At 32.8% G+C, this 13,247-nt stretch carries 13 protein-coding genes; 10 read left to right on the forward strand and 3 right to left on the reverse strand.

Annotated elements, in window-relative coordinates:
• Positions 1–52: 52 nt before the first annotated feature.
• On the forward strand, positions 53–445 hold the full coding sequence (locus EMN46_RS08360; RefSeq protein ID WP_154200351.1) for a DUF302 domain-containing protein: 393 nt from the start codon (positions 53–55) through the stop codon (positions 443–445).
• A gap of 50 nt (positions 446–495) precedes the next feature.
• On the opposite strand, the gene EMN46_RS08365 is transcribed toward EMN46_RS08360, so the two are convergent.
• Both EMN46_RS08365 and EMN46_RS08370 read right to left on the reverse strand, forming a co-directional pair.
• Positions 496–1,119: a YqaA family protein gene (locus EMN46_RS08365; protein ID WP_154200352.1), complete on the reverse strand. Its 624-nt coding sequence runs from the start codon at positions 1,117–1,119 to the stop codon at positions 496–498.
• A gap of 176 nt (positions 1,120–1,295) precedes the next feature.
• The gene (locus EMN46_RS08370; RefSeq protein WP_154200353.1) at positions 1,296–1,583 is read right to left on the reverse strand and encodes a hypothetical protein; all 288 of its coding nucleotides are present in this window, start codon (positions 1,581–1,583) and stop codon (positions 1,296–1,298) included.
• 431 nt (positions 1,584–2,014) lie between these two features.
• On the opposite strand from EMN46_RS08370, the gene nhaA reads away from it, so the two are divergent.
• Positions 2,015–3,346: a Na+/H+ antiporter NhaA gene (nhaA, locus tag EMN46_RS08375; RefSeq protein WP_154200354.1), complete on the forward strand. Its 1,332-nt coding sequence runs from the start codon at positions 2,015–2,017 to the stop codon at positions 3,344–3,346.
• Positions 3,347–3,424: 78 nt separating this feature from the next.
• Here the strand turns inward: nhaA and EMN46_RS08380 are convergent, their stop codons facing one another.
• On the reverse strand, positions 3,425–5,548 hold the full coding sequence (locus tag EMN46_RS08380; RefSeq protein ID WP_154200355.1) for a tetratricopeptide repeat-containing sensor histidine kinase: 2,124 nt from the start codon (positions 5,546–5,548) through the stop codon (positions 3,425–3,427).
• 271 nt (positions 5,549–5,819) lie between these two features.
• Between EMN46_RS08380 and EMN46_RS08385 the strand changes: the two genes are divergently transcribed.
• The 8 genes from EMN46_RS08385 to EMN46_RS08420 all read left to right on the forward strand — a co-directional run bounded on the left by EMN46_RS08385 (position 5,820) and on the right by EMN46_RS08420 (position 13,226).
• Positions 5,820–6,209, forward strand: coding sequence for a DoxX family membrane protein (locus EMN46_RS08385; RefSeq protein ID WP_154200356.1), 390 nt, complete (start codon positions 5,820–5,822; stop codon positions 6,207–6,209).
• 3 nt (positions 6,210–6,212) lie between these two features.
• Positions 6,213–6,791, forward strand: a complete 579-nt coding sequence (locus EMN46_RS08390; protein ID WP_154200357.1) for a TetR/AcrR family transcriptional regulator — start codon at positions 6,213–6,215, stop codon at positions 6,789–6,791.
• Between the two features lie 11 nt (positions 6,792–6,802).
• On the forward strand, positions 6,803–7,462 hold the full coding sequence (locus EMN46_RS08395) for an NAD(P)H-binding protein (RefSeq protein WP_154200358.1): 660 nt from the start codon (positions 6,803–6,805) through the stop codon (positions 7,460–7,462).
• Between the two features lie 70 nt (positions 7,463–7,532).
• The gene (locus EMN46_RS08400; protein WP_154200359.1) at positions 7,533–8,525 is read left to right on the forward strand and encodes an NADP-dependent oxidoreductase; all 993 of its coding nucleotides are present in this window, start codon (positions 7,533–7,535) and stop codon (positions 8,523–8,525) included.
• 40 nt (positions 8,526–8,565) lie between these two features.
• Positions 8,566–9,726, forward strand: a complete 1,161-nt coding sequence (locus EMN46_RS08405) for an iron-containing alcohol dehydrogenase (RefSeq protein WP_154200360.1) — start codon at positions 8,566–8,568, stop codon at positions 9,724–9,726.
• A gap of 54 nt (positions 9,727–9,780) precedes the next feature.
• Positions 9,781–10,482 (forward strand): type 1 glutamine amidotransferase domain-containing protein, encoded by a 702-nt coding sequence (locus EMN46_RS08410; protein WP_154200361.1) that lies wholly within the window; start codon positions 9,781–9,783, stop codon positions 10,480–10,482.
• Positions 10,483–11,440: 958 nt separating this feature from the next.
• A complete protein-coding gene (locus tag EMN46_RS08415) occupies positions 11,441–12,997 on the forward strand; it encodes an acyl-CoA carboxylase subunit beta (RefSeq protein ID WP_154200362.1) in 1,557 nt (518 codons plus the stop codon).
• Positions 12,998–13,037: 40 nt separating this feature from the next.
• Positions 13,038–13,226: a hypothetical protein gene (locus EMN46_RS08420; protein WP_154200363.1), complete on the forward strand. Its 189-nt coding sequence runs from the start codon at positions 13,038–13,040 to the stop codon at positions 13,224–13,226.
• Positions 13,227–13,247: the final 21 nt, after the last annotated feature.

Below are 13,247 nucleotides of genomic sequence, written 5' to 3' on the forward strand. Positions count from 1 at the left end.
TTAGGTTTAGCTTTGAAGGTATTCGAGTTAATAAAAATTTAAGATTCAAGTTATGAGCTATTATTTTAATAAGGTTTTGAAAACTAAAAACTTCGATGAAGCTATTGATCAGATTACTGTTGAATTGAAAAAGGAGGGCTTTGGAATACTAAATCAAATAGATATAAAAGCAACTCTTAAAAAGAAAATAGACGTTGACTTTAAGAAATATGTCATATTAGGAGCTTGTAATCCTCATTATGCATACAAAGCTTTACAACAAGAAGATAAAATAGGTGTTTTTCTTCCATGTAATGTTATTGTTGAAGAACACGATAATGGTGACATAGAAGTTTCGGCAGTTGATCCAATTGCATCTATGGCTAAAGTGGAGAATGACTCCTTAGGCGAAATCTCAATTGAAATTCAGAAGAAGTTGAAGCTTGTAATCAGCAATTTAAATTAGATAAATAGTTTAACAAGAAAATTCCAGTATTTAGCTGGAATTTTTTTCTTTTAGCTCATTAAGGAAAAGATGGCTAAGGCATATAAATAAAAACGTAAAAATCTGAATAAGCCGTACATTAGGTACTTTTTAAAGCTAAAACTGATAATACCCGAGGCAATACTAACCATTGAGAATGGAATGGGTAATAGAGCGCCTACAATAATTAAAAATCCACCCCATTTACGAATATTCGCAATGTGTTTAGCCATTTTAGTCTCCATGTAAAGATTCACTTTCGGAATGTTAAGAATACTTTTACCTATGAAATAGGAAACGCAACCTCCTAAATAGGAAAGTAGGGCAAGTAGAGAAAGGTTAATGAATGAATGATCTAAGGTTTTAACCCATGCAATAAATATTTCTGGAGGAATAAGCCCCAATATTGATTCTGATGCGAAGAAAAGAGAATAAATACTTATTGCAGAATAATTCTCGGTAATATATTCAAAGAATGTATTAAAATCGATGATAAAACGATCCAGTAATATGAGTCCAAATACAATTAATATAAAGGGTAAAATGGCTTTCTTAATATTTTCCCAAATAAAATTGTAAAATCCTGTATACGAATAATATTGGTGTATAAGCTGCAATTTTGATTTTCGATTCTTCTGTGTTGATTGTGGTCTCATTTTTTCCTTTGTTATAGTAGAATAAAGTAAATCCTAAAAAAGAAGGATTTGTTATTTCAATTAGCAGGTATGGCACAGGAATTTAAGTTTGCGAGCCAATTTTAACTTTTACCAATTGAGGTAGAAAGTTTAAAAATTAGGTCTACGAAAAATAGTTGTGTGCCCAATTTCCAATTTTATATTGGAGGAGGTAAAAAGGATGTATCTGCTATACTTAAAGGGAAAAGTAAAACTCTAATTGAGATGGAAATCTGTTTGTGAAAAAGTTTCATTGAATTTGGAAGGGTGGAAATTAATTGGTTTCCGGACTCTTCATTTTCGTCTTCAAATGATGATTGGTCAGCATCAGAAATAGGCATATATATATCAGCCTTTTGTTGTTGTGCCATCACCATTTTATGGATTGTTGGACCAACTACAAAAAGTAAAGCTATAAGTATTAATTGAATGCTATAGTTTTTCATATTTTTTACTAATCATGTAAATGTAAATAAAAAACTAAAGGGTATTACATATTTCATAGTTACTTATGCTCATATGTATAATAATCTAATCTTAACAGCGAGATAACTCTCACTAGTATAGCGGTTTGTATGTGTATTAAATAAGTGTTAAAAATTTGTAATGCATAAAATACTGGGTTTCCCATATATGATTTTGAATTAGCTGTCTTTCTATTATATCTTATGTGTTAGGTATATTCAAATTAAGATATATTAATATGAAGGTTATCTTTAATTTTACCTGAACCTTTGAATGGAAGACAGGATTGCTCTTTTGAAAAAGTATTAGTAACTTTCTTCTTTTGTTGTATACAGAAGATGATGAAATAAGTATTTATTTACAAATTGAATCAATCTGTATGTAAGTTTAGTTCGCATTTAAAGAGTATATAATGATTCAATTTTTTAAAAGGAAAAGACTATTTGATCGTATTAAAGATCCTTTAGCAGATTTCGTAAGATTAGAGGCATTTGGTGGTATTGTTCTAATGGTATTTACTGTATTAGCATTAGTTATTGCTAATTCCTATATGGGAGAAGATTTTCTTGCTTATTGGGAGAACTATTTTGGTCTACATTTTGGCGATTGGCAACTAAGCAAAACTTTAATTCATTGGATTAACGATGGCTTAATGGCAATCTTCTTTTTTGTAGTTGGCCTCGAAATTAAGCGGGAAATGCTAACAGGAGGGCTATCTTCTATAAAAAATGCCAGTTTACCAATTTTCGCTGCCGTAGGTGGAATGTTGGTCCCAGCTTTAATTTATGTTTATTTTAATCAGACAGGATCGGGTACACATGGTTGGGGAGTGCCTATGGCAACAGATATTGCATTTGCACTTGGTATTTTAATTCTATTAGGGAACCGAATACCTGTTTCTTTAAAGTTACTATTAACCTCAATAGCTATTGTCGATGATATTGGCGCTGTAATCGTAATAGCTCTTTTTTATACCTCAGAGATCGATTGGATGTATCTAATTTATGGCGGTGGTATATATGCTTTACTTTGGGGTTTGAATTTATTAAAGGTAAGGATTATCCCTGTTTATTTATTCTTAGGATGTATCCTTTGGTATGTTCTCTTAAAATCGGGTGTACATGCTACATTAGCGGGTATTCTTTTAGCTTTAACTATTCCTGCACGAGCTAGCTGTGAAGTGTTTGAGTTTATAAAATCAGGAACGTCTCTATTGAGTCAAATGGGTAAGATTCCTACAGAATCAACAGTAGCTGAAACGGATAAACATATTCAGTCATCTGTAGAAACAATTAAGGAAAACTGTCAGGAAGTAATTTCTCCTTTACAGAGGTTGGAACATGCCTTACACCCTTTCGTTATCTACTTTATAGTGCCTTTATTTGCTTTTGCAAATGCTGGTGTTATTATCGATCATCAGCTGCTTGGAGAGGTTCTTGAGCCTATATCCATAGGAATTATATTGGGGCTTTTCTTGGGTAAACCTATAGGTATATATCTTTTTGCATGGGCAGGTGTTCGATTGGGTTTTGCACGAAAACCAGTCGATGTGTATTGGTCACAAATATTAGGAATTGGATTCCTTGGAGGAATTGGTTTTACGATGTCTTTCTTTGTATCACAGTTAGCATTTACAGATCCTTCCGTATTGAGTTTAGCCAAGCTTGCTGTTCTTATTGCATCTGTACTATCTGGTTTGATAGGTTTCTTAATTTTAAAATCCTTTTCACACGATCCTAAATAATTTATTTAATCATATTTAGTTTTTAGGCCGAGACGTAAGTTTCGGTCTTTTTATGTGTTAGATTATGAAATAGATGTATTAATGAACAACTGTATTTACTGTAAATTTAAATGTAGAACCAGTTCCTTCTTTACTCTCTGCCCAAATCTGTCCTTCATTTTTTTGTACAAATTCATAACATAAAGCGAGACCTAATCCTGTTCCTTTTTCTTTATTAGTTCCTATAGTCGTGTGGCCTTTATCTATTTTGAAGAGTTGGTCTATTTGTTCTGGAGTCATACCTACACCATGGTCCGAAACCGAAATTATAGTTTTAGAACCTTTTTGCTCTGTTGATAGGTTGATCACGCTTCCTTCATGGGAAAATTTAATTGCATTATTAATCAAGTTTAGAATAACTGTTTTAATCGAGAATTTATCAATAAATACTATTTTTTCTTCTGTTTCAGAATATTCGATAGTAATATTCTTAAGTTTTGCCGTAGCTTGATGAGGAAGTATACATTCTCTAATTAATTCAGCTAGGTTTTCTTCATGTATTTGAATTTTAATATTCCCTTGTTGAATTCTAGCCCATGTTAATAAGTTATCAAGTAGACTATATGTGTTTTTTGAGGCCATATTTAAATCATTAATGAAATCTTTTCGTTCTGAGTCGTTAAGATTATCATATGATGAATGTAGAATATTACTTAGGCCAATTATAGCATTAAAAGGCGATCTTAAATCATGCGCAATAATAGAAAATAATTTGTCTTTTGTTTTATTAGCAATTTCAAGTTCTGATTTTTGATTTTGAATGATCTGATGAGACTTTTTCTTTATTCTAGATCTATTTAGTAGAATCAAAAATAAAATAAAGACTACAAAAGATAGTAGAATTAGATAATTATTATTCTGATTTTGTTTTTCTATTTGTAGCTTGTTTAAGTTAACGTCTTTCCGAAGAGATTCATTCTCAATAATTTTTTGTTTGGTCTCAAATTTAGTTTGTAACTCAGATATTTGATGCTGGCGTGTTACATCGAATATGCTATCTCTATAATTTAGTTCCTTTTGTTTGTAATCTAAGGCTAGCTCAAGTTTGTTAATTTTAGAATAGTATAAGCTATATATTTTGTATAAATCAACTAAGTTAGAACTGATATTATGTTTTTCTATAAGGCTTTGAGATTCCTCTAAACACGTTTTCGCTTCTGAAAAATTATTGTTTAATATTTCTAGTTTAGCAACAAGTATTAAGTTCATAATAAGTTGCCTTTTTGAATTGTATTTTCTGTTCAGTTCAATGGCGTGTTGTAGATATTTTAAGGCTAGTTTATTGTGTTTTAAAGAATGGTGTGACTGCCCTAAATTGGAGTAAACTAAGGAGAGTTGGAGTTTATTGTTCAGTTTCAAGTATGCCGGTAGTGCTTTGTCAAAATATTCGATTGCTTTTTTATGTTGCCCCATCTCGCTATAACATGCTCCAATATTATTTAGAGCGGTTGGGTAAGCTAATGTATAGTTTAAAGTATTTGAACGAGCTAGTGCTGTTTTAAAATATCCAATAGCTCCCTGTAGATCTTCATTACACATTAAAGTGCTACCTATATTTAATGAAATATTAATGAGTTTATCATCGAGTTTTAAGCTATCAGCTAGTTGATAGGCAGTCATGAATTTTTCTAATGCAAGTTTGTACTTAGCTTGATTAGTATAGCTAGCTGCAGTTGTATTTAAACATTGTATCTGAATGTTCAATTCATTAGCATCTATAGCTTTTTTGTATGACCTATTGAGAACATTTATAGAGCTATCTATTTCTCCAATTGCATAAAGTCGAAATCCTTTATAATATAGAGAGGATATCATTTCCTTATTCAGATGTTTTGATTTAGACAAGCGTAAAGCTTCGTTATTGAAACTTAAGGCGTCTTCTTTGTTTCCCGAATAAATAGATGCGTAAGATAAATAGTTTAGTGCATTTATTTTGACGCTATCTATATGGTAAATAGTAGCTAGAGAATCTGCTTTTTTTGAATAATATATAAGTTGGTCAGTATCTTTATAATAATACGTTTTGGCAAGTTGGAGGAATAGGGATGCTTTGTTTTGATCTTCCGATTTATTTAGTTCCTGTTTTAGACTATCAATTTTGTTTTGACCATAGCTTAATTGACAAAACAAAAGGTTTAGAATAAATAGTGACAGATATCTCATAGGTGTAATTTGTGTAAATCTAGCTTATTAAATGGGGTAGCAAAGTAGGAAATAATGTTCTATTATTATGTTCTTTCTTATTAAAATTAGTTGATTAATAATGATTATCTGTTTATAAATTGACGAGTTCTTGAAATAATGTCAAAAATAAATATTGAAATAAAAATGAACGTTCATTCATTATTAAAAATATTTGTATATATTTGTACTAACAAAATCAGTAAAGTGTATTATGTACTGATGAAAAATGATTGAATTTAAATATAAAGATATGAGTATTACCAATAAAATATGGTTTGGAGTTAGAATATTATTCGCTCTATTTATGATTATGGGAGGGGTGCAACATTTTATAAAGCCTAATTTTTATTTACCATTTGTACCGAGTTTTTTACCATTCCCAATGACTATAATCTATTTATCGGGAATTGTTGAAGTTGTCTTAGGTTTGGCTTTGTTATTTACAAAATATGCAAGAATTTCAGCTATAGGTATTTTTTTACTCATGTTACTTTTTTTACCCGTACATGTTTGGGATATCATTTCGGACACGCCAGCAATTGGATCACATAAGGCGGCATTAATAAGATTACCGTTTCAGTTTCTATTTCTGGCTATAGCCTGGAAAATTAAGCAAGTATCATCACTTACAAGAAAGTAAAATATGGCAACACGAGTAAAAAGTCCAGATAAACGTAAGGCTCTATTAAAAGCAACTCTTAGTCTAATTAATAATAATGGTTTTCATGCGGCACCCATGTCTAAAATAGCCAAGTTGGCTAAGGTGTCACCTGCAACAATCTATATTTATTTTGAGAATAAACAGGATTTAGTTAACCAATTGTACCTTGAAGTAAAGAGCGCTTTTAGCGAGCATGCTTTTCAAAATTTCTCAGACGAAATGCCTGTTAAAAAGGGATTCGATATTATATGGAACAATATTGCGGATTATAAAATTAGTCTGCCCGAAGAATCTAATTTTCTCTCACAGTGTGATAATACACCTATGATTGATGAAAAAAGCAGACTAGAAGGACTGAAGAATATTGAGCCCTTATTGAATTTATGGGAGCGAGGGAAAAGTGAAGGAATTATAAAGAATATTTGTCCATACATTCTTTACGCTTATGCTATATATCCCTTGGCATTTTTAATGACTGCACAGCAAAGAGAAGATTTTGAATTGACAGAAGATTTAAAAGGTATTGCTTTACAAGCAGCTTGGGATAGTATTAAAATCTAAAAAAAGAAGAAATGGGAAAGACAGCATTAATTCTTGGCGCAACAGGCTTAACAGGGAAATTACTCTTAAATCGTTTATTGGCTGATGAGGCTTATGATAGAGTTAAAGTGTTTTCTCGTAGAGCTTTGGGACTAGAACATCCAAAGTTGGAGGTGTATATTGGAGATCTTTTAAAACTAGATATTTTTGAATCTGATTTTTTGGGAGATGAGGTATTCTGCTGCATTGGGACAACAGCAAATAAAACGAAGGATAAAGAAATTTATAAGCAAATAGACTTTGGTATTCCTGTTTCAGCGGCGACCTTATCTAAGAAAAATGGAGTAAATAGTTTTCTAGTCATTTCAGCTCTTGGCGCCAATGCTGAAAGTTCTATTTTCTACAATAAAACCAAAGGTGAGATGGAAAAAGCTGTTTTAAATCAGCACATTCCTAATACCTATATTCTTAGACCATCATTAATAAAAGGTTCTAGAGACGAGAAGCGTATTGGTGAGTCAATAGGAGGACTGCTGGCAAGTATAGCTTCGGTGTTTTTAGTTGGAAAGTTCAAGAAATATAGAGCTATTAAAGCTGAATCTATTGCAAGTGCGATGCATCAATTAGTAAAATCGAAACTCAAAACACAAATCATAGAATCTGATCAAATAGAAGAATTACGGCGTTTATGATGAAAACTTCGTAATTGCACCCTTTTTTACATTAATAAAAGAATGAACATTCATTAATAAAATAAAAAAGATGAAAACAATACATTTAAATACAAGACCAATAGGTACGCCTCAATTGTCTGATTTTAATTTAGTAAATGAAGATATGCCTCAGGTTGGTGATAACGAAATGTTATTAAAGACAACTTATATTTCAGTTGATCCTTATTTAAGAGGTAGAATGATGGAAGGAAAATCTTATATCGCGCCATTTGAATTAAATAAGGCATTGAGTTCTGGAATGATTTCTGAAGTGGTAGAGTCGAATTTAGATGGCTTTAAAAAAGGAGATTTTGTCTCTGGAATGTTAGAATGGAAAGAATATCAGACTCATAATGGTGAGGGGTTAATGAAAGTCGACCCTGCTCAGGCTTCTCTATCAACTTATTTGGGCATACTAGGAATGACGGGTTTAACTGCCTATTTAGGTTTGACTGAAATTGGTAAGCCTAAAGCTGGTGAAACTGTTGTTGTTTCTGGAGCTGCAGGAGCAGTGGGTAGTGTTGTTGGTCAAATTGCAAAATTATTAGGTTGTCGTGTGGTTGGTATTGCCGGTAGCGATGAAAAGGTTGAGGTCCTAAAATCAGAATATGGTTTTGATGCAGGTATCAATTACAAAACCACTGGAGATATAAATAAAGCTATTGCTGAAGCGTGTCCCAATGGAGTAGATGTTTATTTTGATAATGTTGGTGGTGAAATTTCAGATGGCGTCATGTTCAACCTGAATCGCTTTGCAAGAATAATTGTTTGTGGAGCCATATCAATGTACAATTCAACAAGTTTACCAATGGGACCAAGGTTAGATTCTATTTTAATTAAGAATTCAGCATTAAAACAAGGCTTTATAGTAGCTAATTATATGGCGAAGTTTGGTGAAGCTATTCCTAAGTTAGCTCAGTGGCTGCAAGAAGGTAAATTAAAGTCTACCGAAACCATAGTCGAAGGTTTTGAAAATACACCTCAAGCTTTTATCAACCTATTTGAAGGCAAGAATAAGGGTAAGATGATTGTGAAAATATAAGAAGTAAGAATTTATTAGTAATTAATAGCAAATTGAAACGATGAATAATTTCGAATATAAAAATCCAACTAAAATCATTTTTGGTCAAAATAAAATTGCAGAGTTGGCAACAGAAATTCCTACAAACGCAAAAATTCTGATGCTTTATGGAGGAGGGAGTATTAAAAGTAATGGCATTTACGATCAGGTTAAAACGGCTTTAGCAGATTTTGAAGTTTTGGAATTTTCTGGAATACCTTCAAATCCAGAGTATTCTATCCTAATGAATGCATTGGATTTTATCAAGTCGAATGAAATTACCTATCTTTTAGCTGTTGGAGGAGGATCTGTAATTGATGGAACTAAGTTTTTATCAGCTGCTGCTTTCCACGAAGGAGAAACACCTTGGGATTTACTAACAAGTAGAAAGCCTGTGTTGAAAGCAATGCCGTTTGCTGCTGTTTTGACTTTACCTGCAACAGGTTCTGAAATGAATTCTGGAGCAGTGGTAACCCGAAGAGAAACCAAGGAAAAGTTAGCTATGAGTGGTCCTGCTTTGTTTCCTCAGTTTTCTATTCTCGATCCTCAGGTGATCAAATCTATTCCAGAGAGACAAATAGCCAATGGTTTGGCTGATGCTTTTACTCACGTTTTAGAGCAATATTTAACTTACCCAACTGATGCTTTATTGCAAGATCGATTTGCAGAGGGTATTCTACAAACCTTGATTGAGGTGTCACCAAAGATATTGAAGGATCCAAGTGATTATAATGCAGGAGCCAACTTTATGTGGAGCTGTACGATGGCTTTAAATGGTTTAATTTCTCAGGGAGTGCCTTCTGATTGGGCTGTACATGCTATGGGGCATGAGTTAACCGCTCTTTTTGGTATCGATCATGCACGTACCTTAGCTATTATTGCACCTAGTCATTATAAGTACAATCTAGCTAGCAAAAAAGAGAAGTTGGCACAATTTGCCGAACGTGTATTTAATATCAGCGAAGGCAGTACTGAAGAGAAAGCACTTGCTGGCATTGATGCAACTGAAGCCTTCTTTCATACTTTAGGAATTAAAACGAAACTTTCAGAATACACTGAGGATTATACAGGTACAGCAGAACTAATTTCCAAACGTTTTACCGATCGAGGTTGGATGGGAATTGGTGAACGAGGTAGTTTAAGTCCAACAGATGTAGCAAAAATTATAGAGATGGCTTATTAATAGTCTTATCTTTACTTACAATCCATTTATAAATATTTTAAAAAATATAACGATATGTCAATAACAACAGGAGCATTAAAAGTACTAATAGTTTTGACCTCACATTCTCAAATGGGAGAAACAGGTCATAAAACAGGATTTTGGGTTGAGGAATTTGCTAACCCTTATTATACATTACTTGATCAGGGAGTTGATATTACGATTGCCACACCAAAAGGTGGAGCGGCACCAATCGATCCAACTTCGGATTTACCTCAAAATGCAACAGAAGATACGGAGCGTTTTAACAAAGATGAGGCCGTGCAGAAAATGATTAAAGAAACAATTGCACTAGCCGATATTAATTTTGAAGATTACGATGCTGTATTTTATCCAGGAGGTCACGGACCACTATGGGATTTAGCAGAGGATAAAACATCTGCCAAATTGATTCAAGATTTTTATGCAGCAAACAAACCAGTTGCTTTTGTGTGTCATGCACCAGCTGCACTAAAACATGTGAAAGACGTTAATGGTGAGTTCTTGGTAAAAGGAAAGAAAGTTACTGGATTTACCAATGAGGAAGAGGAAGCAGTTCAGTTAACTAATGTTGTTCCATTTTTGGTAGAAGATATGCTTAAAAAGAATGGTGGCATTTACAGTTGTGGAAAAACTTGGGAAGCTTATGCAGTTCAGGACGGAAATTTAATAACAGGTCAAAATCCTGCATCATCAGCTTTAGTTGCTGAAATATTATTAAAGAAGTTGAAGAAATAAAAAACGGTAATTCGTTTTATTAATTATTGAGCCATTACGTGAATTCGATTCATGTAATGGCTTTTTTTGTAGGTGTATTCTCTAAATTAAAAGGTAAGAGAAAGGAGACGTTTATATATGTGCTGGATATTTATATTCTTTGTTATTAATCTGTTATGAAGTGTTGGGTGGGTAAATATATGAAAGTTTGAGACAATATAACAAAGCATTAAATTTGTATAAACTTGGTACATTAAAAACGAATGAAAGTAAGTTTATTTATAGACTTGATTGGTTTTCTAATAAAGAAAAAGATCCTTATATGTACGATGTGATGATATTAAGTAATCCTTCTAATTTCCCCCATTTGCTCTAAATCTTCTTTTTCCTGAAATAATTAATCTTTTTTAATCAATCCACTAATTTATTCTCTACTTCCTTATGAGATAATGGCTATTCAGAATTGATTTTTATTTGTGTCAAAAATTTTTGATTGGTGTTTTGTAATAAATAGGTAGTGTGTTAATTATTAGTTATTATTGTAATTAAATTTTTAGAAAAAGAGTTTTATGTCTGTATTTTCTCTTGAAAGAAAATGTTATTAAAATCAATTTCTACAGATATTCATATTTTTCAACTTGTCTTTTATATGTTTTACAATATCTAAAACGAATTGTTGATATTCTTTTTGATTTCTTTTTTAATGAAATTAATCGAGTTAATGTGTTGATAGTAAATAGTTTGGTGTTGTTCTGTATTGATGCTTTTTTACGTATGAACGTTTGTGTTAATTGGGTGTTGTTTTAAAACAGTTTCTTATATATAGCGAAAGTATTTATATTCGTCCTTTAATAATGAAATAATTCTTTAATCTAGTAAACGGATATTATAAAACTAGGTTTAAAATTGAATAGCAATTGAGGTAAATTGGAAAATCTTTTGGGTTTTCTAGGCAAATTACTTGAAAATAAATATAAAAATGAAGGTATCTGAAAAGTTAGATCTCTTAAAGAAAAAAAGAGAAGAAGTTAAAAAAATGGGCGGAGAAGCTCGTGTTGCTAAACAACACGACAAAGGTAAGCTTTCCGCTCGAGAGAGATTAGACTTGCTTTTTGATGAGGGAAGTTTTAGAGAATTGGATATGTTTGTGGAGCATCGTTGTGTAAACTTTGGTTTTCAAACAACTGACATTCCAGCTGATGGTGTAATTACTGGTCATGGTCTAGTTGATGGACGTACAGTATTTGCTTATTCTCAAGACTTTACTACTAGAGGCGGTTCTTTAGGTGAAATGCATGCTGCAAAAATCTGTAAGATAATGGATTTAGCTGTAGCTGCTGGAGCTCCAGTTATTGGTCTTAACGATTCTGGAGGAGCTCGTGTAGAAGAGGGTGTTGATGCATTAAAAGGATATGGTGACGTATTTATGCGTAACTCAAGAGCATCAGGTGTTATTCCTCAGATTTCTGCTATCATGGGCCCTTGCGCTGGTGGTGCAGTATATTCTCCAGCAATGACCGACTTTGTGTATATGGTTAAAAAACAAAGTCACATGTTTATTACTTCACCTTATGTAATTAAAACAGTAACTGGTGAAGAAACTACTTTTGAAGAACTTGGTGGAGCTATGGCTCACAACACTAAAAGTGGTAACGCTCATTTTGCTTGTGATTCAGATGAAGAAACAATTGAAGCAATTCGCGAGCTTTTAAGCTACCTTCCAAGTAATAATATTGATGAAGCTCCTCAAATGCAAATGGGAGATGATCCTCAACGTGTTTGTGAAGAGTTAGATACAATTATTCCTGACGATCCTAAGACACCTTACGATATGAAGCTTGTCATAGAATCAGTTCTTGATCAAGGTGAATTTTATGAAGTTCATGAGCACTATGCTGAGAATGCAATTGTTGGCTTTGGTCGATTAGATAATAATTCAGTTGGTATCGTTGCTAACCAACCATTCATTCAAGCTGGTTGTTTAAATATTGATGCATCTGATAAGATTAGTCGTTTTGTACGTACTTGTGATGCTTTTAATATTCCATTAATCACTTTTGTAGATGTTCCAGGATACCTTCCAGGAGTTGAACAAGAGCAAGGTGGTATTATTCGTCACGGAGCAAAATTACTTTGGAGTTATGCTGAAGCTACTGTGCCTAAATTTACTGTGGTAACACGTAAAGATTATGGTGGAGCTTACTTGGCAATGTGTGCTAAGCCTTTGGGAGCAGATATGGTATTTGCATGGCCAACTGCAGAAATTGCTGTAATGGGTGCTAAAGGTGCTGTAGAAGTAATTTCTGCTTACAAAAAAGAAATTGCTGGTGCTGATGATAAGCAAGCTAAAACTGATGAGAAAATTAAAGAGTACGAAGATGCTTTTAGCGTTCCTTACTTGGCAGCTCAACGTGGTCATATTGACGACGTAATTCTTCCTAGCGAAACTCGTGCACGATTGGTTGATGCACTTAATGCTATGAAAACAAAAACAGAAGTTTTACCAGCTAAAAAACATGGAAATATTCCATTGTAAGAGTGATTTAATTTTAAATTAATTATTAATACCAATAGTTATGACACGAGAAGAAAAAATTAAAAAAGCAGTGCTTGTAGCAGTTGCTTACCACATAGAACAAGAGAAAGCTGAAGCATTAAAATGTGAAGTTTCAACTACTAGTTCTTGGTCACGTACAGGCATTAAAATGATGATGACTAAACGTAAGATTATTCAGCTTCGTGGTCGAAACTTACGAAGTGCGTAATTCCATTTTTATGGTTGCCAG

Origin of the sequence: Ancylomarina sp. 16SWW S1-10-2 (assembly GCF_009669305.1) — a bacterium.
Classification (GTDB): Bacteria; Bacteroidota; Bacteroidia; order Bacteroidales; family Marinifilaceae; genus Ancylomarina.

Bases quoted from the DNA above. Each gene is read 5' to 3' on its own strand.
- EMN46_RS08420 (WP_154200363.1), top strand. From the start codon at position 13,038: ATGACACGAGAAGAAAAAATTAAAAAAGCAGTGCTTGTAGCAGTTGCT.
- EMN46_RS08360 (WP_154200351.1), top strand. From the start codon at position 53: ATGAGCTATTATTTTAATAAGGTTTTGAAAACTAAAAACTTCGATGAA.
- EMN46_RS08370 (WP_154200353.1), bottom strand. From the start codon at position 1,583: ATGAAAAACTATAGCATTCAATTAATACTTATAGCTTTACTTTTTGTA.
- EMN46_RS08390 (WP_154200357.1), top strand. From the start codon at position 6,213: ATGGCAACACGAGTAAAAAGTCCAGATAAACGTAAGGCTCTATTAAAA.
- EMN46_RS08365 (WP_154200352.1), bottom strand. From the start codon at position 1,119: ATGAGACCACAATCAACACAGAAGAATCGAAAATCAAAATTGCAGCTT.
- EMN46_RS08380 (WP_154200355.1), bottom strand. From the start codon at position 5,548: ATGAGATATCTGTCACTATTTATTCTAAACCTTTTGTTTTGTCAATTA.
- EMN46_RS08405 (WP_154200360.1), top strand. From the start codon at position 8,566: ATGAATAATTTCGAATATAAAAATCCAACTAAAATCATTTTTGGTCAA.
- EMN46_RS08385 (WP_154200356.1), top strand. From the start codon at position 5,820: ATGAGTATTACCAATAAAATATGGTTTGGAGTTAGAATATTATTCGCT.
- EMN46_RS08415 (WP_154200362.1), top strand. From the start codon at position 11,441: ATGAAGGTATCTGAAAAGTTAGATCTCTTAAAGAAAAAAAGAGAAGAA.
- EMN46_RS08410 (WP_154200361.1), top strand. From the start codon at position 9,781: ATGTCAATAACAACAGGAGCATTAAAAGTACTAATAGTTTTGACCTCA.
- nhaA (WP_154200354.1), top strand. From the start codon at position 2,015: ATGATTCAATTTTTTAAAAGGAAAAGACTATTTGATCGTATTAAAGAT.
- EMN46_RS08400 (WP_154200359.1), top strand. From the start codon at position 7,533: ATGAAAACAATACATTTAAATACAAGACCAATAGGTACGCCTCAATTG.
- EMN46_RS08395 (WP_154200358.1), top strand. From the start codon at position 6,803: ATGGGAAAGACAGCATTAATTCTTGGCGCAACAGGCTTAACAGGGAAA.